A 23,812-nucleotide genomic window follows, 5' to 3' on the forward strand; every position below is an offset into this window, starting at 1 on the left:
ATTATAAATTATATGATAAAATTTTTCAATTGATTTTTATTTAACCAAATAATTATAAATTTGACAAGCTATTGTATTTAATATAAACTAAACTTGGGTTATATTTAAACCGTTTAATTTTATAAATAAGGAGGGGTTATATGGCAAAATTTAAAGAAATGTTTGCGCCCAGAGATATGACAGAAGGAAAACCTTGGAAACGAATTGTTGAATTTGCTATACCAATGCTTATTGGAAATATAGCACAACAATTTTATAATACTGCTGACTCTATTATTGTAGGAAAATACGTGGGTGATAACGCACTTGCTGCTGTTGGAAGTGCATCTCCTATATTAAATCTTTTACTTGTACTATTTGTTGGAATATCTACAGGTGCAGGTATTATGGTAGCTCAATATTTTGGAGCTAAGGATAGAAAAAAGCTTTCTCATACCATTGGAATATGTATATCTCTTACTGCTATTGCATCAATTATTATCATGATTATAGGTCCTATTGTTACGAGACCTCTTCTTTCATTTCTAAATACACCAAGTACCATTATTAATTGGTGTGCAGATTATCTTATCATTTATTTTATTGGTATTGCAGGATTTGCTTATTACAATATTTTATCTGGTGTTTTGCGAGGGCTTGGAGACTCTATATCAGCACTTGTATTTTTACTTATATCCACAGTATTAAATGTAGGACTTGATATTTGGTTCGTTGCAGGTTTTAACATGGGAGTTGCTGGTGTCGCACTTGCAACTGTTATAGCACAAGGAGTATCTGCAGTTCTTTGTATTATTAAATTAGTAAAAATGAGTAATACATTTGATTTAAGCTTAAAGATGTTAAAATTAGATAAAAAATATACTATTAGACTTATAAAACTTGGACTTCCATCAGGACTTACACAGGCTATATTTTCTCTTGCAATGATTGTTGTACAATCTCTTACCAATAGTTTTGGAGAGATGGTTATAGCAGCCAGTGTAATTGTTATGCGTGTAGATGGATTTGCTATGATGCCAAACTTTACTTTTGGATCAGCAATGACTACTTATGCAGGACAAAATATAGGAGCAAAAAAAATAGACAGAGTATATAAGGGAACTAAGGATGGTACTATAATAGCTGTTGGAGTTTCTACATTCATAACAATTTTAATTTTAATTTTCGGGAAATATCTTATGCGTGTTTTTACTGATACAGCGGAATTAGTTGATTTAAGTATGCATATGATGCGAATTCTTGCACTAGGATATATTGCAGTTGCTGTAACACAGAGTTTATCTGGAGTTATGCGTGGTGCAGGCGATACAATGACACCTATGTGGATTTCACTTATTACTACAGTAGTTCTTCGTGTACCTACAGCTTATGGTATAGCTTATCTAACAAGAAGTGAATCTTATCCTACTGGAAGACCAGAGTCTACATTTATTTCACTTTTAGTTTCTTGGATATTGGGAGCAGTCATAACTACAATTTTTTATAAAAAAGGCGCTTGGAGAAAGAAAGGTTTTGCTGGAAAAGAATAAAAATATAATAGAAATCCAGGAGAAATGGAAGTTTGGATAAGAGTTAAGTAATAAAAGATATTCAAAATTTTTAAATATAAGCGTTAGAAAATTTCACATTAATTTTTTAACTTAAAAATAAGCTTTTGATAAATAAGTCCAGTATCAGATATCTTTTGTCTGACACTGGACTTATTGAATTTGTTTTATTAATGATTATATGTACTATTAATTGTGTTAAAATTAATTTTCATTTATTAGTACTTTGATAATTTCGCCAACGAAACATTCATGGTAATCTTTTTCTGGATACCAATGTTTATCTATGTTTTTATCAATAAACCCATTTGGGTCAAGTTTTTGTTTAAATAATTTGTGGCAAATTAGTACTAGTTTTGCTTCTGAAAAATATGGAGCTTGGGCATCAAAAATAGGTGTAAGACCTGTTTCTTTTTCTTTATTTACGTCACGTCCAGAATGAGCACCACAGTAAGATAATGCAGATTTATATTTTTGATCAAAGAAATTTAGAGCGTAGTAATCCTTGTTTTCAACAAATTCTAATGTATATCTTTGAGGACGTATAACAATTGTAGAAACATTTTTATTCCACATCACTCCAAATCCGCCCCAGCTTGCTGTCATCATATTATATTTTTGCTTATCACCTGCAGAAATTAACATCCATTCTTTTCCTATTTCAGTAAATGGATTAATTTTCAATTGTGTTAAATCAATCTCTTTTAGCATTATAAAACCTCCTATCTAATTACTTTTAATATTTATATATTTATTCTTATCAAGAAAAGTGCCTTATATTTAAATTGTTTAAAATATTTTTATTATTTTGTATTCTTAGAAGGAGCTGTATATTTTCTAACTACAAGTATATCTACTCTTCTATTTTTAGCCCTTCCAGCTTCAGTTGAATTATCATATTTAGGATTATATTGCCCATATGCTTGAATAGAAAATTTATCAGGAGGTATATGACCAAAATCTACCATAAAATTCATAACATTTAATGCACGCATGTAGCTTAAATCCCAATTTGAATGAAATTTGCTATTTTTAATTGGTACATTATCAGTATGTCCAATAACTCTTATTTCATTGTCTAAACTTTTAAGCATAGCTGATATTTGAAGAAGTGTAGGATTAAATTGCTCTAATATATCAGCTTCTCCAGAATTAAAAATAACGCTGTCTTGTATATTTATACTTAAACCTTCACCGTTAAGGGTAACTGATATTTTATCTTCATATCCGCTTTTCTTTAATTCGCTTTCTAAAGTATTTTTGATACCAGCCATTTTATCTTCTTCAACTAAGCTATTCATTTCACTTGCAGAAATAGAATCTGGTATATTAATAACACTTCCGTTATCACCTTGCAAAATACCAGAACCACCATCGAAAATAATATTAAATTGCTTACTTATATTTTTAAACTTTTCGCTGTCTACCTTACTCATAGCGAACATAACAATAAAAAGTGCTAATAAAAGTGTTAACATATCAGAATAAGGAAGCAGCCAGTTTTCGTCTATGTGTTCTTCATCATGTTGTCCTTTTCTTCCTTTCATTGTTAATCTCCTTTACTTTTTATTATTAGTATCTGTTTCTTCAAATTTAAGTCTGTCCTTAGGACTTAACATACTTAAAAGTTTTGCTTGTATAGATTTTGGGTTTTTCCCTTCTTGAATTGCCAAAATACCTTCTAGAATTAATTCCATAATAGCCACTTCTTCAAGTGACTTTCTTTTTAATCTAGATGAAAATGGATGCCAAACAATGTATCCAAAGAAAATACCATATAAAGTTGCAATAAAGGCAGAAGCTATTGATTCACCAAGCTTTTCAGTATCACTTAAATTTCCTAAAGCACCTATAAGACCTATAGCTGCACCCATAACTCCAAGTGTAGGGGAAGCTCCACCTGCTGTTGAAAAAATAGAAGCTCCAGTTTTATGCCTCTCTTGCATTGCTTCAATTTCATCAGTTAGAACTTGTCTAATATATTCTGGATCATTACCATCTACTATCATTTCCAATCCTTTTTTCATGAATTTATTGTCTAACTTTTGAGCTCGTTCTTCCAAAGATAGTAATCCATTTTTTCGAGTAGATTGTGCAATATCAACAATTTCATTAATTAATGTTACAGGATCTTCTTTGTTTTTGTCTTTAAACAAAATTCCAAATAATTTTGGAATTTTAAGAAATTCACTTTTAGGAAAAGAATTCATTACTGCAGCCATTGTACCTACAAGGATTACTACTACAGCTTCACCATTAATTAGTATAGCTGCACCTACACCCTTTATAAGTAACCCTGTAATAACAGCAACTAATCCTAGAATAATACCTATTACCAAGAATATATCCATGTTCTCACCTCTTTGTAATATTATGTAGATTTTGCCTTTTATTAAATTATATAAATATGTAATTTTTAGTATAATTAATATTATCATAATAATTATTTAATTAAAACTACAATTATATATCTTTATTTCTAAAATATATAATATATTTCATTATTTTTACTATAATTTTGCTCTAATACAATTTTATAAAATAATTTTTTCATAAATTTTAATTTTAGTTAACATAAAATGCAAATAAATAGCATTTAATTATATAAATGCTAAAATTATGAATTATAGAAAATAGTTCATAAATATGATAGAATGAATCATTAATAACAAATTAATAGGGGGAATTGTATGAAGGCAAATATTAACTTTCAAAACAATTTTAAAAAAATATCAGAAATGGAAGGGGAAAATGTCAGTTTTGAAATATTAGAATATGAAGCTTTAAATGGAAGTAAAGATGTGGAAAGTGCTGTAATGCTTTCTTTTATGAATGATGCAAACATAAAATTAAAGCAAGCTAAAATTACCTTAAAAGGAGGAAGTGTAAAATTAGAAGCAGGGGCTTTAAGTTTTTTAAAGGGAAACATTGATATAGATAGCAATATGGGGGGAATTTTAGGACTTGGGAAAAAGTTTTTAGCTAGCAAGGTAAGTGGAGAAACAGTTTTTAAGCCTAGATATAAAGGAAATGGAGAAATATTTTTAGAACCAAGTTTTGGTCATTATGCTTTAATATTTTTAGAAAATGAAGAGATAGTAGTAGATGATGGATTGTTTTATGCTTGTGAAGATTCTGTAGAAGTTGGTGCTTATATGCAAAAAAATTTATCTGCAGCTTTTGGAAATGAAGGATTATTTCAAACAAAGCTTACAGGGAAAGGTATTGTTCTTTTAGAGATTCCAGTTCCTGAAAGTGAAATTATTAAATATACATTAAATAATGAAACATTAAAAGTAGATGGAAACTTTGCTTTGTTAAGAAGTAAGGGTGTTGATTTTACGGTTGAAAAATCATCTAAGTCTTTATTGTCTTCAGCAACAAGCGGAGAAGGTTTCTTGAATGTGTTTAGAGGCAGTGGAGAAGTTTGGGTTGCTCCAACACAGTATGTATATAACAAGTTAAAATTTTCAGGATTATCAAGAATGACCAATCCCGGTGGAAGTTCTAATACTAAGGTTTAAATTATTTAATTTTATATAATTTATAAATAAAAAGCACTCTTTCTTGATAAAAATTTGGATATATAAAAGTCCTAATATTTCAAGAAGAAGTGTTTTTTTATGTTGAATATTTATAAAAAATTTATTATGGTGATTATTTAATTTGAAAATAGAAATATAAAGTTCAAGAGGAATATTATTATGCATAAAATAATTGTTTCAGACATTGAAATTGATGTGATAAAAAAGAATATTAAAAATTTATACCTATCAGTACATCCACAGGATGGGAAAGTAAAAATTTCAGCTCCCAAAAAGATTAGTGATGATGCTATTAGAACTTTTGCAATTTCTAAGTTACCTTGGATAAATAAACAACTTTCTAAATTGGAGAAACAAGAAAAACAATTTAAAATGGAATTTATATCAGGAGAAAATCATTATTATCAAGGAAGAAAATATTTATTAAATGTTATACATACTAATAAAAAGCAGAAAGTTGAAATACGTAATCAAAAATATATTGATTTATATGTTCGCGAAAATGCTACTTTAGAGCAAAGAAAAAAAGTATTAATGGAATGGTATAGAAGACAACTTAAAGCTAAAATTCCAAATACAATAGAAAAATGGGAAAAGATTATAGGTGTAAAAGTTGATTCTTTTGGTATTAAACTAATGAAAACTAAATGGGGTACGTGTAATATTTATGATAAAAGAATATGGATTAATTTAGAGCTTGCAAAGAAAAGCGAAAGATGTTTAGAATATGTTGTAGTACATGAAATGGTTCATTTACTGGAAAGATATCACAATAAAATATTTTATATGTATATGGATAAATTTATACCTAATTGGAGAGAAATTAAAAAGGAACTTAATGACTTAATAAATTAAGAATAATGTAGTAAATAGTATTAAAGATAACGCTTTATATAATATATCAAATATTGATATTTTTAACTGATCTCTTTATTTTAAAGAATTTTTATGGGAAATATTACATATATGCTAATTCGGCGTATAATGAATATTATATTTGGGATTTTGATAACATAATTAATTGAAATACACTTGGATATACTTATAAGGTACAAGCAGATAATTGGATAATAATAATTGACGGTTAATTATTTAATCGTCTTTTTATTTTTATAAAAAATAATTATTTTTGAATTGTAACTTAGGTTACTGAAAAAATATATAAAAGGAATTAAAATAATATCATGAATTAAAGGGAAATTATAGATTATTAGGAGGCATTAATTATTATGAATAAATATTTTGATATAAAAGATTCACTGTATGAAATTACTAAAAAATATCCAGAAACATTAGATTTATTCATTTCTATTGGTTTTGAGAACATGAAGGATGAAAAAAAGAGAGAAGTTATAGGAAAGTCAATTTCTTTAGAAATGGCATTACTTACTAAAAAGATAAATGTAAATACATTTACCGAGAGATTAGTAGAAATAATTGAAGAAAAAAAGAATGCTGTGGATCAAGCATTAATTCAGAAAGCAAAAAAAGTTAAAAGTGATGTTAAAATTGATGGGATACTACCTTGTCCTGTAAGAGTTCCTTTAATGGATGCATTTAGCAAATGGATGGATGATATTGGTAGCAAATTAAACATTACTGTTGATTATGAACTTAAGGCAGCTTCTAGTGGAGTTGATTGGTTAAAAGAATCTATAAAAAAAGCTGAGTCAGAAGAAGATTTATCAGATTTATTTATATCTGCTGGTTTTGATTTGTTCTTTGACAACAATTTAATGGGTAAATTTAAATCTAAAGGTATTTTTGAAGATATAACAGGATTTGAAAAACTAAATAAAGATTTTGATAATGAATATATAAATCTTAAAGATCCAAATGGTCAATATTCTATGATTGGTGTAGCACCTGCAGTTTTTCTTATAAACATAGATGAGTTAAATGGTAGAGAAATGCCAAAAAGCTGGGAAGATATATTAAAGCCTGAATTTGAAAATTCAGTTAGTTTACCTATTAGAGATTTTGATTTATTTAATTCTATTCTTTTAAATATATATAAAAAATATGGAGAAGATGGAATTAAAAGATTAGGAAGAAGTCTATTGAAAAGTATGCATCCATCTCAAATGGTAAAATCTCATATAAAAAAATCAACTAAACCAGTAGTTAGCATAATGCCTTATTTTTTCACATGGATGACAAAAAATGCTGGACCTATGAAAGCTGTATGGCCTGATGATGGAGCTATTATAAGTCCTATATTTATGCTAAGTAAAAAATCTAAAAAAGATAAAATAAAACCATTTGTTGATTTTTTTGCTTCAAAAGAAGTAGGGGAAATATTAGCATATAATGGCAAAATGCCGAGTGTTAATCCTTATGTAGACAATATGATACCGAAAGATTATAAATATATGTGGATAGGATGGGATTATTTAAATAATAATGATATAGGTAAAATAATTAAAGAATGTGAAAAAATATTTAATGAATCTATTTTACACTTATAAAATTATACTTTTTATAGTAATAGAGATAAAAAGGAGGTAAAATTATGAATTTAGTAACTATTTCAGGTCCTCCATCTTCTGGAAAGACCTCAATTATATTAAAAACAATAGAAGCTTTGAAAAAAAGAAACATTTCTGTTGGGGTAGTTAAATTTGATTGCCTTTATACAGATGATGATATTTTATATGAAAAATCAGGCATACCTGTAAAAAAAGGACTATCTGGTTCTCTATGCCCTGATCATTATTTTGTAAGTAATATAGAAGAAGTAGTTCAGTGGGGTAAAAAATTAAATTTAGATTTTTTAATTACTGAAAGTGCAGGATTATGTAATAGGTGTTCACCTTATATTCGAGGTATAAAATCTGTTTGTGTTATTGATAATTTAAGTGGAATCAATACTCCTAAGAAAATAGGGCCTATGTTAAAATCTGCAGATATTGTTGTAATAACCAAAGGAGATATAGTATCTCAAGCAGAGAGAGAAGTATTTGCATCTAAAGTAAATTCTGTAAATCCTAAAGCTGTTATAATGAACATTAATGGATTAACTGGTCAAGGAGCTTATGAATTAAGTACACTTCTTTATGATGAAAATGTTAATATAGATACTGTTCAAGGAAGAGAACTTAAATTTCCTATGCCTTCAGCTTTGTGTTCTTACTGTCTTGGTGAAACAAGAATAGGAGAAGATTATCAGATGGGTAATGTAAGAAAAATAGAATTAGGTGATGAAAATGATAAATAATAAAATATTAGAAAGAACTTCATTAAAGGAATTACAACAAAAATATCCATTTATAATAAATTATTTTGCTGATAATAAATTAAACATTGAAGGTTTTGAAAATAATACATTTAAAGAATATATAAATCACTTTTCTCAAGAAGACATTGAGACTTGGGCTATTGATACAGAAAAGCTTATTGAAGGTCTTGTTGAATATATTAATCAAATGATAGAGTTTTTAGGAATAAAAGAAGAAAAGAGCATAGAATCTTTAACTATTATAGCTGGTAGAGATAAAAGCGGGAACAAAGAGGGCTTTGAAAAAATAAAAATAAATAAAAGTGAAATTATTTCTATTGTTGGTCCTACAGGAGCAGGTAAAAGCAGGCTTCTTGCAGATATTGAATGGGTTGCTCAAAATGATACGCCTACTGGAAGAACAATATTAATTAACGATGAAATACCAGATAAAAAATTAAGATTTTCTTCAAATAATAGGCTTGTAGCTCAGCTTTCACAAAATATGAATTTTGTGATGGACTTAACTGTTAGAGAATTTTTAGAGCTTCATGCCAAAAGTAGAATGATAGAAAATGAAGAAGAAGTAATAAAAAAAATAATAGAGGCTGCTAATAATTTATCAGGAGAAAAATTTGATTTAAATACACCTGTAACAAATTTAAGCGGTGGACAATCAAGAGCATTAATGATATCAGATACAGCTATTTTAAGTTCATCACCAATAGTATTAATAGATGAAATTGAAAATGCAGGTATAGATAGGAAAAAAGCATTAAATTTATTAGTAAGCAAAGAAAAAATTGTTTTAATGGCTACACACGATCCTACTTTAGCATTAATGGCAGATAAAAGAATTGTAATAAAAAATGGTGGTATAAGTAAAATTATAGAAACAAGTGAAGAAGAGAAGGCAATACTTTTAAAACTTGAAAAAATAGATAATGTAATTCAGAATATGAGAAATAATCTTAGAAATGGAGAAAAAATTATAAATACAGATATTTTATAAATAATTTAAAATAAAATCAGGAGGGAATTTTATGGAACATAAAGGTTGTGTAGAAATTTTTGATGATGGTAAAAAAGTAGTAGATAAAATAAGAGAAATGGGTTATGCAACCCAATCTATGCCTGCGCCTTTAAATATAAAATGTGAAGAATGTGGAGAAACTTTTGAAATGAATTATTTTGAAGATAAATGTCCCAAATGTGGTATGGTTTATGGAGTAACTCCCTGTCATGCATTTGATGCAAAAAATGTTATGCCAGCAGGAATTGATTATTAAAAATAATCATATAGACATCAAACAAAAGAATAAATATACTCTAAAAAATAATAATAAGAGTATGAAATATATTTTATCTTAAATAAAAAGCCGTACATAAAAAAGAAATTTATCTTAAATTATGTATGGCTTTTAAATTTATAAATTTATATAAATATTTTAGAATAGTAATTTTATGTGAAAAAGATAATTTTGTATGATAAATTTAAACTTTAATAATTTTTATACTAATTAAATTTTATATTAGTTGATTTTCTATATATTGGTTTAGTTTTTACATGAGTTATTTGATAAGGTTTTGATGGATTTTTTAATCTTGAAATTAACATTTCAGCAGCAATAATTCCCATATCAGTACTAAATATATGAACTGTTGTTAAACTTGGCTCAACAATACTTGCTTCTGGAGAGTCATCAAAACCACAAATTGCGATTTCATCAGGTATAGTAATATTTTTATTTTTTAAAGCTTTCATAGTACTTATTGCAATGAAGTCATTAGCACATATAAATGCTGAAGGGAGATTTTTCATAGTATCTAATTTAGATTTTATCCAATTAAAATCATTATAAGGATATTGATCACTATCTAATATACAATAAGATAAATTAAGTTCTATATTATAATCAGATAATGCTTTATTAAAACCAACCCATCTTTCATTAAAACTTTTACAGTGATTATAGTCTCCAATGAAGCCTATTTTATTGTATCCATTCTCAATTAATTTTTTGGTTACTGAATATGTACTATGCATATTTTCCATCAATAATATGTCTGCATTTAATTCATTGTAAGATACATCTGCTGTACAATCTATAAAAATTGTAGGTATTCCTAAACTACTAATTAATTGAGAATATTTTTTATCAAATTGCTCTATACAAACAATTCCATCTACGCTTTTTAATTCGAAATTATTAGGAAGTGCAAGTGCATTAATTTCAGTATCTCTTAATATATGAATGGATAAATTATAACCTTCAGCACTGATTTTTTTTTCTAGTTCACTTAATAACATAGATCCAAAATGGGATCCGGTGGGCAAATGGTTAGTAAAAAGAGCAATATTACCACCTTTTTTTTGTGCAGTTAAATTTTCAGTATTCATAAATGCAAAATGTTTATATTTTAATTTAATAGCTTCTTCTATAACTTTTTTCCTTGTTTCTTCAGCTATATTTTTATTTCCATTTAAAGCCTTTGAAACAGTATTCCTAGATAATTTTAATGAATCTGCTATATCTTGTATTGTAACTTTTGGTTTACTCATTTAAAGCTTCCCTCCCTTATGCTTAGATGCAAATACAAAGCTTTCCTTATGTTAATGTACAATAATTTGAAACGAAATTCAATAAAAAAAACAAAAATATATTTTTTAAAGTTGTGATAAGCTTTGATAAAACCATATATTTAACCAAATAAGTCAATATTATATGTGCAAATGTAAACATAAAATATATCATAAAGTTATAAATATGCAAAAAACAAGTTGACATTTGAAGCATTACTTGATAAAATTAAATCAAGATAAGCCTAAATAAAAACTTACATGTGTGCAAATGTAAACCTTAAGAAGGGAGATGTTTATTAGTTTTTTGTTAAATGTAAACAATATTTTTATGTGAAAAGAGGTGAAGATAAAAAAGAATTTTTCATTTTTACTGAAAACGATTTTTAAATTTTATCTATATTTCTATTATGATAGGGGGATAAACATGAAAAAAAAGTCATTAATTGCTTTAATATCAACTGTAAGTATTATAGCAACAACAGTATTAGCTGGATGTGGTAATAGCGATAATCAACAAAATGCTGGAAATAATAAGGTAAGCAATATAATTGTTTGGACACATGTATCTAATGATACACCTGATGCAAAAGTATATCAGCAGAGGATAGATGAATTTAATAAAAAGTTTGACGGAAAGTATAAAGCAACAATTCAGTATATTCCTAGAAGTAATTCTGGTGGTGGATATAATGATAAAGTTAATGCTGCAATAGCTTCAAATTCATTACCAGATGTATTAACTAGTGATGGACCTGATACAGCAGCATGGGCTGAAGCAAAAGTACTTGCACCTATTGATGATTATGTTTCACAGGAAGAAAAATCAAGTTATGTTGATTCAATAATTCAACAAGGAACTTATCAAGGTAAATTGTATACTTTATCACCAGCTGAAACTTCGGTTGGATTGTTTTATAATAAAGATTTATTTACAAAAGCGGGAATAACACCTGCAACAATTGAAAAACCATGGATATGGACTGAATTTGAAGATAACGCTAAAAAGCTTCAAGCTATAGGAGTTAAATATCCATTTAATATGAATGCTTGGGAGAAGACAGAATGGGCACCATATGCGTTCCTTCCATTCTTTTGGTCAAATGGTGGAGATGTTATTGATAAAGATGGAAAGTTTGATGGAAATTTTAACTCAGATAAAAATGTAGAAACTGGCAAATTCCTTGCAAAATTAGCTTCAGAAAAATTATTACCAGTAACTCAAATAGATCAAAGTAAAGAATTTAGGGCTAAAAATTTAGCTATGTACTTAAGCGGACCATGGGAAGTAGGCAGCCTAAGAACTGAAGGAAGTAAACCTGATTTTGAGTGGGGAGTAATGCCAATGCCAGTATCAGATAATTGGAATAATACTAGATATACAGCTTCAGGTTCATGGGGATTCGGAATGACAACATCTTCCAAAGATAAAACTGCTGCATCTGAACTTGTTAAATGGATGACTAACGTAGATTCATCAAAATTATTCTCTAAGACAACAGGTAATTTACCATCTCATAAATCCCTTGCTGATTTATATAAAGATGATTCAATAATGAATATGTTAGTTCAACAAAACGTTAATACAGCCCATCCAAGACCAGTTACACCTAATTATCCAATATTTAGAGAAGGATTTTTAAGAGCTATAGAAGGAATATTCAACGGAAAAGATGTAAAACAATCACTAGATGATGGAGTTAAATTTATTAATAGTAATATAAAGAAATAAATATCATAATACCAGAGGTGAGATATCTCACCTTTGAGTTTTATTATAGGAGGTTAGAGTTAATTGAGGCTAAATAAAAAAATAATGACATATTTCAAACAATATAATAAAAAAGAAGTTACAAAAGCTTTTTTATTTCTCTTGCCAGCATTAGTACTTGGGACTTTATTTATAATTCTTCCTATTGCATTATCTATAATTTATGGTTTTACAGATTATTATCTTTTAACTCCAAATGAAACTAAATTTGTAGGGTTAAAGAATTTTAGCACTATGCTTAAGGATCCTATGGTAATTAAAGCATTTATAAATACAGCTTATTTTGTTATTATGGTAATACCTGTACAATTAGGGACTGCATTAATTTTAGCTGTTTTGGTTAATAAAAAATTCAAGTTTAATACATTGTACAGAACGGCTTTTTATGCACCAAATATTATTTCATTGGTAGTTTTATCATTACTATGGAATATGTTACTCTCACCTAATGGAGGACTTATAAATACCTTACTTCAATCAATTGGATTACCTGCACAACCATTTCTATCAAGTCCAAAGCAGGCAATGCCAACTATAATGTTTATTTCATCTTGGCAGGGGGCGGGTTTCCAAATGATGATTTTCCTTGCTGGATTAAGCAATATACCAACAGATCAATATGAAGCAGCTGATATTGATGGAGCAAACAAGTGGAAACAATTTCTTTACATTACTTTACCTGGCCTAAGGCCTGTAGCTGTATTTGTATTAGTTACAACAATAATTTCTGCATTTAAGCTTATTGTACAACCTATGGTTATGACAGGTGGAGGACCATTAGATTCCACTCTTACTATTGTATATCATATATTTAATGTAGGTTATAAATTTAGATATGTTGGATATGCAAGTGCTATTGCATTAACATTTACAATAATTCTTCTTCCAATATCAATTCTTCAATCTAAGTTAGGAAAGGAGCAGTAAAATGACACATAAAAGAATAATAATTGAAACTATAAAATATATTATATTAACAGTATTTGCAATCTTATTTGTAGCTCCTTTAGTTTGGATGATTGTTAATTCAATGAAAACTGAAAATAATATATTTAAAGATATGACTTCTCTTGCTACTTTTTTACCAGCAAGAAATCCTTCTGAATGGTTTAGTGCATATTATAAATTATTTGATAGGTTTAATATTATAAGACCTGTAGTAAATAGTTTAGCATATGCTAGTATAACTGTTATTTCAAGTTTAATAGTAAATTCTATGGCAGGATATGCGTTATCTAGATATAATTTTCCTTTAAAAAATTTAATATTAACTGGTATTATTGCACTGCTTATTGTGCCTTTAGAGAATACTACAATACCTTTATTTACAATAATACATCGATTAAAGCTTACGAATACTTATGCAGGATTAATATTACCATCAATAACTAATATGTTTTTAATTTATTTATTTAAGCAATTTTTTGATACAATACCAAAAGAATATGAAGAAGCAGGACAGATAGATGGAGCTTCAACTGCAAAAATATTTGTTAAAGTTATTGTTCCGTTATCAAAACCAATATATGCTACTGCGGCGGTTATGACATTTATTTGGTCATGGAATGATTATGTTTGGCCTTTAATGGTTATGACAGATGACAAAAAATATCCTATTCAAGTAGCTATAAATGTTATATTTAATACTCAACCAGTATTTACGGACCAAATTATGGCAGCATTAACTATAGCTACAATACCAATGATTATAATTTATGCGACAATGCAAAAATATGTTACTCAAGGACTAGCAGGTGTAGGCATAAAATAGTGGAGGGAATTTAATGAGTGAATTATTAAAACGTGCTAACAAATATAAAGAGAGTAAAAAATGCGAAAATATAGATATATATAGACCTAATTTCCATTTTACACCTGTATGTGGATGGATAAACGATCCCAATGGATTTATATATTACAATGGACAATATCATTTGTTCTATCAACATTATCCTTATGATACAATTTGGGGTCCAATGCATTGGGGCCATGCAGTAAGCGCGGATTTAATAAAATGGTATCATCTTCCAATAGCTATGGCTCCTGATGAAATTTACGATAAAGATGGATGCTTTTCAGGGAGTGCCATAGAAAAAGAGGGGAAACTTTATTTGATTTATACGGGACATGTACACCCAAATAATTATAAAAATTTAGTAAATCAAACTCAGTGTATTGCTTTTTCAAATGATGGAGTAAATTTTGACAAATATTCTAATAATCCGGTGATAAAAAATGAACTATTTACTGATGATATGTCTATAAGTGATTTTAGAGATCCACGAGTTATAAAAATTGATAATAAATATTTTTGCATTGTTGGTTCTAAAACAACACAGGGAATAGGTCAGTTGCTGCTTTTTGAATCGGAAGATTTGATTGAATGGAAATTTAAATCAGTTATGTTAAAAGGTGATGAACGTTTTGGAAACATGTGGGAATGCCCAGATATGTTTCATTTGGACGATAAAGATGTAATTATTATTTCTCCAATTGCAATGAATTCTCAAGGAGAACGATATAAAAATGTAAGTAGTTCTATTTGGATGATTGGTACATTTAATTCTAGTGAAGGTAAATTTATTATGGAAAAATACGGAGAAATAGATCATGGGTTAGATTTTTATGCTCCTCAGTCTACTATTTCACCAGATGGGAAAAGAATTATGATTGCTTGGATGGAAATATGGGGACATACTATGCCAACACATGAAATGGGACTTAACTGGACAGGAGCAATGATACTTCCACGTGAATTATCAATTAAGAATAATGAATTAATTCAAAAACCAGTTAGCAGTATAGATAAATATTGTAAATTGGTTGAAGAAATTAAAGAATTAAGCGTAGATAATTTTAATAAAACTTTTAAGCTTAAAACTGCAATGCGAATAAAATGTAAAATAAATATTACAGAAAATACAAAAATTAATATACAAGTATATCCTACAGATTCAGAAAACATTTTTTTAACATATAAAGATAATCAATTTACTCTTTATAGAAAAAATTCTTGTTATTTAAAAGATGATTATCGTAAAACGGATGTTTTAAACTTAAATAATTTGTTTGAAATAGATATTATATTAGACAATTCAGCACTTGAAATATTTTTAGATGGTGGTAGACGTGTATTGAGTGCAAGAGTTTATCCACAAAATACAGAATCATTAATGGAAATAAGTATTATAGGGAGTGCAAAAATTCATAAACTTGAATGTTTTTCAATAAAAGTACAGTGAAATTTTATATGATTATTAGAAAACTAACTAAAAATTTATAATATTATAAATTACTTTTTATAAATTACTTTATTTAAGAAAATAAAAAATATATAAAACGATAAAAATAAAAGAAGTGTGAAGGTAATTATTAAAATTGCCTTCATACTTCTTTTAAAATTTAAAGTCATAAATAAATTTATAATAATGGTATATAAATATAAATTTTTATATATTATAAACTTATTATCAAATAATAAATATTTTTATATTTACATTAAATTAATATATGGTTATAATAAAATACTAATAAATATGTTTTAAAATAAAATAACTGTTATATAAATTTTTAAAGGAGAGGTGATTATGTCTAAAGAAATTGAGCTTAGTTTGGAAAAACCTGAAGAATTATATACTGTTGCTAAGGCTTTGGCATCAGAGATAAGAATAGAAATAATAAAACTTTTAAATTTTAATTCATTAAATGTAAATGAAATTTCTGAATGTTTAGGAATACCTGCTTCAACAGCTGCAGTTAATGTTAAAATTTTAGAAGAAGCAGGGCTTATCCATACAGAACTTCAGCCAGGAACTAGAGGCTCTATGAAACTATGTAGTAGAAAAAGAGATTTTATACAAATTATATTAAAGTCTTCTAAGCCTTCAAGTGATAAGTCTTATTATATAAATATGCCTATAGGAAGTTATGTAGACTGTAAAGCATATCCAACTTGTGGTATTGTAACAGATAAAGGGTATTTAGGTGTAGAAGATGATCCAAGAAGCTTTTATGATCCTTTAAGAATTAATGCACAGTTAATTTGGTTTCATAAAGGATATTTAGAATATAGATTTCCTAATACTGTTTTGGAAAAAGTTAAAGCTAAAATGATTGAGATATCAGTAGAAGTTTGTTCTGAAGCACCAAATTTTAGAAATGAGTGGCCTTCAGATATAACAATGTGGGTTAATGGAATTGAATGTGGTACTTGGACTAGCCCAGGTGATTTTGGAGGGAGAAGAGGAAAATTAAATCCAATATGGTGGTCAGATGGATCAACGCAATTTGGAATGTTAAAAACATGGAGAATAACAAAAGAAGGGGCTTTTATAGATGGTAAAAAAGTTTCTAATATAAATATAAATAAATTAGATTTAGAAAAAAATGATTTTATTTCTGTTAGAATTGGAATTAAGGATGATGCGAAAAATATTGGTGGAATGAATTTGTTTGGAGATAATTTTGGAGATTACCCTCAGCATATAGTTATGAGAATAGATTATTAAAATAATTTATTTATCATAAATAAAAAACTAATATTGAATTTTAACTATGTTTATCAAGGATAAAATTTTTGCTTTAATCCTTGATAAATTTATTTTATTAAGTAATTATTATATGAATATAGTTTAGGTTAAAATTATATTGATTGTTAAATTCAACATTAATAAAAATTTTTATAAAAATTAAAAAATATATTGACATATAGAAAACGTTTTTTTATAATTAAATTAAACAAAAAAAATGTAATAAAACATAAAATTTGTTTTAAAAATAAACAAATTTTATTTTCCCAAAATAAACAAAAAAATTGTTTTAAAACAAAAAGTATAATAATAATTTCTTTTAACTCAATTATTAAATAGTGATGTTAATTGCATTAAAAGTGCAATTGATATAAATAATTTATTAATAAAACGGGGGGAAATATAATATGAATTACAAAAAAATATTAAGTTTAGCTTTAACAGCTGCTATGACTGTTGGACTGGCAGCATGCAGTCCTAAAAAACCTGATACAAGTAAAAATAATACTACATCAGATGGAAGAATAAAAATAAGATTTATAAATGGATTTACTGGTGGCGACGGTGAATACATGAAAAAAATTACGGACGGGTTTAATAAATCGCAAAATAAATATTTTGTTGAAGAACTTCAGGAAAAAGATCATTATACGAAGTTTAAGGCAGATAATTTTGATTTAGTAGTTATGCATGTTAACAATTTAACTACTTATGTAAAAGATGGTTCTTTAAGAGAAATGAACGATATATATGATAAAGCTGGAATAAAAATAGGAGATTTTCATCCAATAGCAGAAAAGCTTGTAACAAGAGATGGTAAATTGTATGCAATTCCTTTAGATATACATCCGTTGACAATGTTTTATAATAAAAAACTTATAAGTAAAGCACCTGAAAATTATGAAGATTTAATAAAAATAAATCAAGAACTTCAATCTAAAGATAAAAATTTATATGCACTAGGAGTTCCTAATTCAGGATTAGTAGAGTTTTACATGCTCACTATAGCTGCTCAAGACGGAATAAAATTGGATAAAGATGGATATTTAAATTTTGCTCAACCTGAATATGCGAAATCATTAATGAAATTTCATGATATGATTTGGAAAGATAAAATTTCACCAGAAGGATTAGGATTAGATGGAGAATTTCAATCATTTATGAAAGAAAGTAAAGAAAATGCAGCAGTTCAAACAGCAATCGCATTAACAGGTCCTTGGTTTTATGGAGCAGCAAAAGAAAAATATGGTGATGATTTAGGAATAGGAACAATACCTGTATTAGGGCAAAAGAAAGCTGTTTATGGAAATGGACATACAATAGCAGTTTCTAAAACAGTAACAGATGATAAAAAAATTGAGGCAATTGCTGAATTCTTTAAATATATGTATAAACCAGAGAATTTAATAAATTGGGCAGATGCAGGACAGGCTCCACTTCACAAAGCAACTATGGAACTTGTTAATAAAAATAAAGATAAATATCAATTGGCATATTATAATCAACAACAATTTGATACTTTTGTTCAAGCTCCAGATGTATACCAATTTGGGGAACAAATTAGATATATGAATGAAACAGTATTTAATAAACTAGTTTCAACAAAAAATTTAACTGAAGATGAATTAATGATAGAACTAAAAAATGCTACAGAATTAGCAAAACAAGTAAGTGGTATTAAATAAATTTAATTATAATATACGTGAATTAATATAAATTAATTCACGTATATTATATATTTTTAGCTGTTAAATTTTTATAGAAGGAAGTGACAATATGAGAATTAGTAAATTTAAATCAATACTTTTCTTACTGCCATTTTTATTATGTTTTATAATATTTTGGTTGATACCCATAATATTTGGCATATGGATAAGTCTTAATAATTGGAATCTTTCAACAGGAATTCATAGATTTATAGGACTAAAAAATTATATAGATATTTTTACATCTGGTAATATGTATAATGCATTTTTTATGAAAGCTTTAAAAAATGTACTAATATTTGTTCTTATTAGTGTACCACCGCTTGTAATAGTTGCTTTATGTTTAGCTTTAATAGTAGACAATTTACCTAATAAATTAAAACCTGTATTTAGAACAATATTTTTTATATCTTATTCTGTTTCTGTAACTGCAGTAGCTTCAATATTTTTATGGTTATTTAATGGAAATGGAGGATTTATAAATAACATTCTTATAAATTTAGGGATAATATCTTCACCAATTAATTGGCTAAATAAACAGCCTTATGCTTGGATTGCTTTAGTTATTACAACAATATGGTGGACAATAGGTTATAATATGATGTTGTTTATAAATTCCTTAAATGATATAGATCAATCACTATATGAGGCAGCTTCTTTAGATGGAGCTAATTTTTGGTATAAATTTAAAAGCATTATATATCCATCTATTAAAAATGTATTAGTTTTTGTAATTTTAACAACAACTATTGCTTCTTTTAATCTATATGGTCAAGCAAAATTAATTACTGCAGGTGGGCCTTCACAAAGCACAACTACATTGATTATGAATATTGAAAAAACTGTATTTGGGTTAAATCAGCTAGGAGCTGGTTCGGCTATGGCTATATTGATGGGAATAATTATAATGTTAATATCTTTTTTGCAGATGATTATAACACGTGAAAAAGATGAAATTAGGAGGTAAGGATAATGAAGAGTAAAAAAATAAGTACTGTAATATTAGTTTTGATAGCAATAATATTAGCTACATTATTTATGTTACCATTAATATGGATGATTTTAACATCTTTTAAAACTCTTTCAGAGTCTATGGCTTCTGCAAACTTACTTCCTAAAATATGGACATTTGAAAATTATAAAAGTATTTTTTCTGCTACAACAGAAGCACCAATTATTCAATGGCTTATCAATACAGCTATTGTAACAGTAATAGGGACATTATTTACAATATTTATAGATATTTTAGCAGCGTATGCATTAGCGCGATTAAATGTACCTTTTAAAAGTTTCTTTTTAACAATTATTATTGCAGCTATGGCTGTACCTGGAATTGTTACATTATTTCCTTCTTACTATATTTTTAAAACATTTAAATTATTAAATTCTTATATACCATTAACACTTCCTTATACTGCAAATGTAATAGGAGTATATCTAATTTATAATTTTTTAATAGGTTTTCCCAAAGAATTAGAAGAAGCAGCATCTATAGATGGAGCTTCATATATAGATATTCTAATAAAAGTGGTTTATCCATCAATTAAACCTGTAGTAATGACATTAGGTGTTATTACTTTTCTTGGAATATATAATGATTATCTGTGGCCTTCATTGGTTGTAAGTAATAATGAAATGAAGACAATAACCACAGGTCTTGCAGGACTTATACAAGGAGCAAATTTTGTAAATCCAGCAAAAATGATGGCATCAACAGTAATTGCTGTATTGCCAGCAATAGCAATATTTTTAGTAGTTAATAAATATATAGTTAAAGGTATAACTAATACAGGAATAAAGTAGGAGTTGATTATAGCAATGTATAGAAAAGAATATCCAAGACCAAATTTTGTTAGAAAAGAATGGTTAAATCTTAATGGTGAATGGGATTTTAGATTTGAGAATGAAGATTGGCAAAAAATAAATGTTCCTTTTGCTTATCAATCTAAATTAAGCGGTATAAATGATAATAAGCCATGTAATATGGTTTGGTATAAAAGAAAATTTAAAATACCATATAATTGGAAAGATAAATCTATAATAATAAATTTTGGTGCAGTTGATTACCATTGTAAGGTTTATGTAAATGAAAAAATGGTTGGAGAACACATAGGAGGGCATACAAGTTTTTCATTTGATATAACTAAAAATTTAAATTGGAATGAAGAAGAATTAATTGTAGAAGTTTATGATCCATGGGATGATGAGACAATTCCAAGAGGGAAACAATATTGGATTGAAAATCCAAGCAGTATTTGGTATAAAAGAACAACAGGAATTTGGCAAACTGTTTGGATAGAACCAATAAATTTTATAAATTTAAAATATGTTAAATTTACGCCAGATATTGATAAAGGAGAAGTTTGTATAGAATTTGAAGTGCCTAGGATTGAAAAAGATTTAGAAGCAGAGATTACGATAAGTTTTAAAGGACAACTTGTAGTAAAAGATACTATAAATATAATAGAAAAATATAATAAAAGAAGTATAGATTTATTTAATAAGAAAATATTTAGGACATTTAATCATGGCTCTGGGTGGTGTTGGACACCTGAAAATCCAAATTTATTTGATGTAAAAATAAAACTTATAAAAGATGATGAAACTTTAGATGAAGTATATACTTATTTTGGAATGAGAAAAATTCATACAGAAAAAGGTATTGTATATTTAAACAATAGACCATATTATCAAAAACTTGTATTAGATCAAGGTTATTGGCCAGAAGGATTGTTAACTGCTCCTTATGATGAAGATTTTAAAAAAGATATAGAACTTGCAAAAAAAATGGGATTTAATGGGTGTAGAAAACATCAAAAAGTTGAAGATCCAAGATTTTTATATTGGGCAGATAAGCTAGGATTTATTGTTTGGGGTGAAATGCCAAGTAATGCAGAATATAGTTCAGTAGCAGTTGAAAGATTAATAAAAGAATGGATTGAGGTTATAAATAGAGATTATAATCATCCGTGTATAGTTGCATGGGTACCTTTAAATGAAAGTTGGGGTATTCCTAGAGTAGGAAGAGATGAGATGGAACAGCATCATTCACTTACAATGTATCATCTTACTCATTCTTTAGATAAAACAAGACTTGTAATATCAAATGATGGATGGGAGCTAACAAAAACAGATATTTGTGCTATTCACAATTATAATCATGGTTCAAAATATGAAAATGAAAAATATCAATATTATTTAAAGTCATTACAAAATAAAGAAAATATATTAGTTTCACAACCAGCAGGAAGAAGAATATATGCTAACGGTTTTAAAAATGAAGGAGAACCTATTATGCTTACTGAATTTGGAGGAATTGCTTTTGATAAAAAACATCCACAAGGCTGGGGATACACGTCTGTATCAAGCGAAGAAGAATTTTTAGAAGATTATGAAAGAATAATAGATGCAATATATAATTCTGATATTATATTTGGATTTTGTTATACACAACTTACTGATGTAGAGCAAGAAGTAAATGGGCTGTTAACTTATGATAGAAAACCAAAATGTAAATTGGAAGAAATAAAAAGAATTAATGAAAAATATAGACATAATATTGTATATTAAAAGGTGAAAAATATGAAAATTGGAGCAAGAAAAATAAAAAATATAAAAACAGAAGATATTCATATTAGAGATGCTTTTGTATATGCAGATCATGAGAGAAAAAAATATTTTCTTTTTGGAACTACTTTTGCTGATGGTATAGGAGATATAGATCCATATTTTGAGGTTTATATAGGAGAAGATTTAAAAAACTGGAGTGGTCCATATGTTGCTTTTAGCCCTCCAAAAGGGTTTTGGGGAGTTAGAAACTATTGGGCACCAGAAGTTCATAAATATAAAGATAAATACTACATGTTTGCATCTTTTAAAGGTGGAATTGGTGAAAATAGAGGAACAGGAATATTGATTGCAGATAAACCAGAAGGACCATATTATCCATACAGTAATGGTGCCGTTACATTAAAAAATGCAGAATGTTTAGATGGAACTTTATATGTTGACAGTAATAATCAGCCTTGGATTATATTTTCTCATGAATGGACAGAAACTTTTAATGGTAAAATTAAAGCTCTTAAATTGACTGAGGATTTAAAAGAAGCAAAAAATCAAGAAGCTTATGAAATTTTGGATGCTTCAAAGATGAAATGGATAAGACTATTTAATGATGATAGAATAGAAAAACAAGGTTATTTAACTGATGCGCCATATATATATAAGACTAAAAAAGGAACATTACTTTTGCTTTGGTCAAGTTATTCTATAAAAGGATATAGTGAAAATGGATTAGGAGGCTATACAGTTGCTATTGCTCGTTCAGAAAATGGGATGATTGAAAGTAAATGGACAAATGACGATAAATTATTACTTGATTGTAATGCAGGTCATCCTAGTTTATTTGTAGATTTTAAAGGAAATTTAAGGTTATGTGTTCATAGTCCTGATACTCCTCATGGCAAGGAAAGAGCTAAGTTTTTTTACATTAAAAGAAGAAAATGATACATTAAAAGTTATTGATTAAAATATATACTTATATTAGCATATAAAAAGTAACTTTAAATTTAAGCCTATGTTATATACTTAACATAGGCTTTTTTATGACTAAAAAATCATTTAAAAATTTAAAAACTTAAATTTTTAAATAACATTTTAAAATTAGTTGAAAAAGTTACACCATTATAGTAAAATAAAATTATTGATAAATGAAAACAATTTCGGTTAGAATGTGGAGGGATAAATTTAAAAAAATTAAAGTAAAAATAGAAAATAAAGAGCTAAATTTATTAAAAATATAAATTAGGAGATGTTTATAATGAAATTATTTATTGATACTGCTAATGTCAAGGAAATTAGAGAAGCTAATGAAATGGGTGTCATTTGTGGAGTAACTACAAATCCATCATTAATTG

General features: G+C 27.3%; 22 protein-coding genes. 18 read left to right on the forward strand and 4 right to left on the reverse strand.

Going from position 1 to position 23,812, the window contains the following annotated elements; all coding sequences use genetic code 11:
• The first annotated feature begins 140 nt into the window (after positions 1-140).
• Positions 141-1,529 (forward strand): MATE family efflux transporter, encoded by a 1,389-nt coding sequence (locus EGD97_RS10380; protein WP_078682580.1) that lies wholly within the window; start codon positions 141-143, stop codon positions 1,527-1,529.
• 222 nt (positions 1,530-1,751) lie between these two features.
• On the opposite strand, the gene EGD97_RS10385 is transcribed toward EGD97_RS10380, so the two are convergent.
• The 3 genes from EGD97_RS10385 to motA form a co-directional block, all read right to left on the reverse strand.
• Positions 1,752-2,258, reverse strand: coding sequence for a flavin reductase (locus tag EGD97_RS10385; protein ID WP_078682584.1), 507 nt, complete (start codon positions 2,256-2,258; stop codon positions 1,752-1,754).
• A gap of 92 nt (positions 2,259-2,350) precedes the next feature.
• A complete protein-coding gene (locus EGD97_RS10390; protein WP_078682585.1) occupies positions 2,351-3,094 on the reverse strand; it encodes an OmpA/MotB family protein in 744 nt (247 codons plus the stop codon).
• A 12-nt stretch (positions 3,095-3,106) separates the two neighbouring features.
• Positions 3,107-3,898 carry a flagellar motor stator protein MotA gene (gene motA / locus EGD97_RS10395; RefSeq protein WP_078682586.1) on the reverse strand — a complete coding sequence of 264 codons (792 nt, stop codon included), beginning with the start codon at positions 3,896-3,898 and terminating at the stop codon, positions 3,107-3,109.
• Between the two features lie 339 nt (positions 3,899-4,237).
• Here motA and EGD97_RS10400 point away from each other — a divergent pair, with 339 nt between their 5' ends.
• The 6 genes from EGD97_RS10400 (at position 4,238) to EGD97_RS10425 (ending at position 9,598) form a co-directional block, all read left to right on the forward strand.
• Positions 4,238-5,071, forward strand: a complete 834-nt coding sequence (locus EGD97_RS10400; protein ID WP_127837285.1) for an AIM24 family protein — start codon at positions 4,238-4,240, stop codon at positions 5,069-5,071.
• Positions 5,072-5,251: 180 nt separating this feature from the next.
• Entirely contained in the window at positions 5,252-5,947 is a 696-nt protein-coding gene (locus EGD97_RS10405) for a M48 family metallopeptidase (RefSeq protein ID WP_127837286.1), read from the forward strand.
• Positions 5,948-6,321: 374 nt separating this feature from the next.
• Positions 6,322-7,560: an ABC transporter substrate-binding protein gene (locus tag EGD97_RS10410; protein WP_180376987.1), complete on the forward strand. Its 1,239-nt coding sequence runs from the start codon at positions 6,322-6,324 to the stop codon at positions 7,558-7,560.
• Between the two features lie 44 nt (positions 7,561-7,604).
• Positions 7,605-8,309: a GTP-binding protein gene (locus EGD97_RS10415; protein ID WP_078682590.1), complete on the forward strand. Its 705-nt coding sequence runs from the start codon at positions 7,605-7,607 to the stop codon at positions 8,307-8,309.
• Positions 8,299-9,321 (forward strand): ATP-binding cassette domain-containing protein, encoded by a 1,023-nt coding sequence (locus EGD97_RS10420; protein WP_078682591.1) that lies wholly within the window; start codon positions 8,299-8,301, stop codon positions 9,319-9,321. Before EGD97_RS10415 ends, EGD97_RS10420 begins: the two co-directional genes overlap by 11 nt.
• Before the next feature lie 31 nt (positions 9,322-9,352).
• On the forward strand, positions 9,353-9,598 hold the full coding sequence (locus tag EGD97_RS10425) for a hypothetical protein (protein WP_078682592.1): 246 nt from the start codon (positions 9,353-9,355) through the stop codon (positions 9,596-9,598).
• A gap of 227 nt (positions 9,599-9,825) precedes the next feature.
• Here EGD97_RS10425 and EGD97_RS10430 read toward each other — a convergent pair whose 3' ends face one another.
• A complete protein-coding gene (locus EGD97_RS10430) occupies positions 9,826-10,872 on the reverse strand; it encodes a LacI family DNA-binding transcriptional regulator (RefSeq protein WP_127837287.1) in 1,047 nt (348 codons plus the stop codon).
• 445 nt (positions 10,873-11,317) lie between these two features.
• Here EGD97_RS10430 and EGD97_RS10435 point away from each other — a divergent pair, with 445 nt between their 5' ends.
• From EGD97_RS10435 to EGD97_RS10485, 11 genes are all read left to right on the forward strand, one after another.
• Positions 11,318-12,622, forward strand: coding sequence for a sugar ABC transporter substrate-binding protein (locus EGD97_RS10435; RefSeq protein WP_127837288.1), 1,305 nt, complete (start codon positions 11,318-11,320; stop codon positions 12,620-12,622).
• A 63-nt stretch (positions 12,623-12,685) separates the two neighbouring features.
• Positions 12,686-13,588, forward strand: coding sequence for a carbohydrate ABC transporter permease (locus EGD97_RS10440; protein ID WP_228202013.1), 903 nt, complete (start codon positions 12,686-12,688; stop codon positions 13,586-13,588).
• 1 nt (position 13,589) lies between these two features.
• Positions 13,590-14,432 carry a carbohydrate ABC transporter permease gene (locus EGD97_RS10445; RefSeq protein ID WP_127837289.1) on the forward strand — a complete coding sequence of 281 codons (843 nt, stop codon included), beginning with the start codon at positions 13,590-13,592 and terminating at the stop codon, positions 14,430-14,432.
• Between the two features lie 13 nt (positions 14,433-14,445).
• Complete coding sequence (locus EGD97_RS10450) at positions 14,446-15,903, forward strand: glycoside hydrolase family 32 protein (protein WP_127837290.1); 1,458 nt, start codon at positions 14,446-14,448, stop codon at positions 15,901-15,903.
• 345 nt (positions 15,904-16,248) lie between these two features.
• Complete coding sequence (locus EGD97_RS10455) at positions 16,249-17,169, forward strand: ArsR/SmtB family transcription factor (RefSeq protein WP_078682597.1); 921 nt, start codon at positions 16,249-16,251, stop codon at positions 17,167-17,169.
• A 428-nt stretch (positions 17,170-17,597) separates the two neighbouring features.
• Entirely contained in the window at positions 17,598-18,875 is a 1,278-nt protein-coding gene (locus EGD97_RS10460; RefSeq protein WP_078682598.1) for an ABC transporter substrate-binding protein, read from the forward strand.
• 91 nt (positions 18,876-18,966) lie between these two features.
• Positions 18,967-19,863, forward strand: coding sequence for a carbohydrate ABC transporter permease (locus EGD97_RS10465; protein ID WP_078682599.1), 897 nt, complete (start codon positions 18,967-18,969; stop codon positions 19,861-19,863).
• 5 nt (positions 19,864-19,868) lie between these two features.
• On the forward strand, positions 19,869-20,699 hold the full coding sequence (locus EGD97_RS10470; RefSeq protein WP_078682600.1) for a carbohydrate ABC transporter permease: 831 nt from the start codon (positions 19,869-19,871) through the stop codon (positions 20,697-20,699).
• Between the two features lie 15 nt (positions 20,700-20,714).
• The gene (locus tag EGD97_RS10475; protein ID WP_078682601.1) at positions 20,715-22,466 is read left to right on the forward strand and encodes a glycoside hydrolase family 2 protein; all 1,752 of its coding nucleotides are present in this window, start codon (positions 20,715-20,717) and stop codon (positions 22,464-22,466) included.
• Between the two features lie 12 nt (positions 22,467-22,478).
• On the forward strand, positions 22,479-23,402 hold the full coding sequence (locus EGD97_RS10480; RefSeq protein WP_127837291.1) for a glycoside hydrolase family 43 protein: 924 nt from the start codon (positions 22,479-22,481) through the stop codon (positions 23,400-23,402).
• 313 nt (positions 23,403-23,715) lie between these two features.
• Positions 23,716-23,812: transaldolase family protein (locus tag EGD97_RS10485; protein ID WP_323052679.1), on the forward strand; the 97-nt coding region annotated here is incomplete at its 3' end.

Origin of the sequence: Clostridium prolinivorans (assembly GCF_004011155.1) — a bacterium.
Taxonomy (GTDB): Bacteria; Bacillota; Clostridia; order Clostridiales; family Clostridiaceae; genus Clostridium_AT; species Clostridium_AT prolinivorans.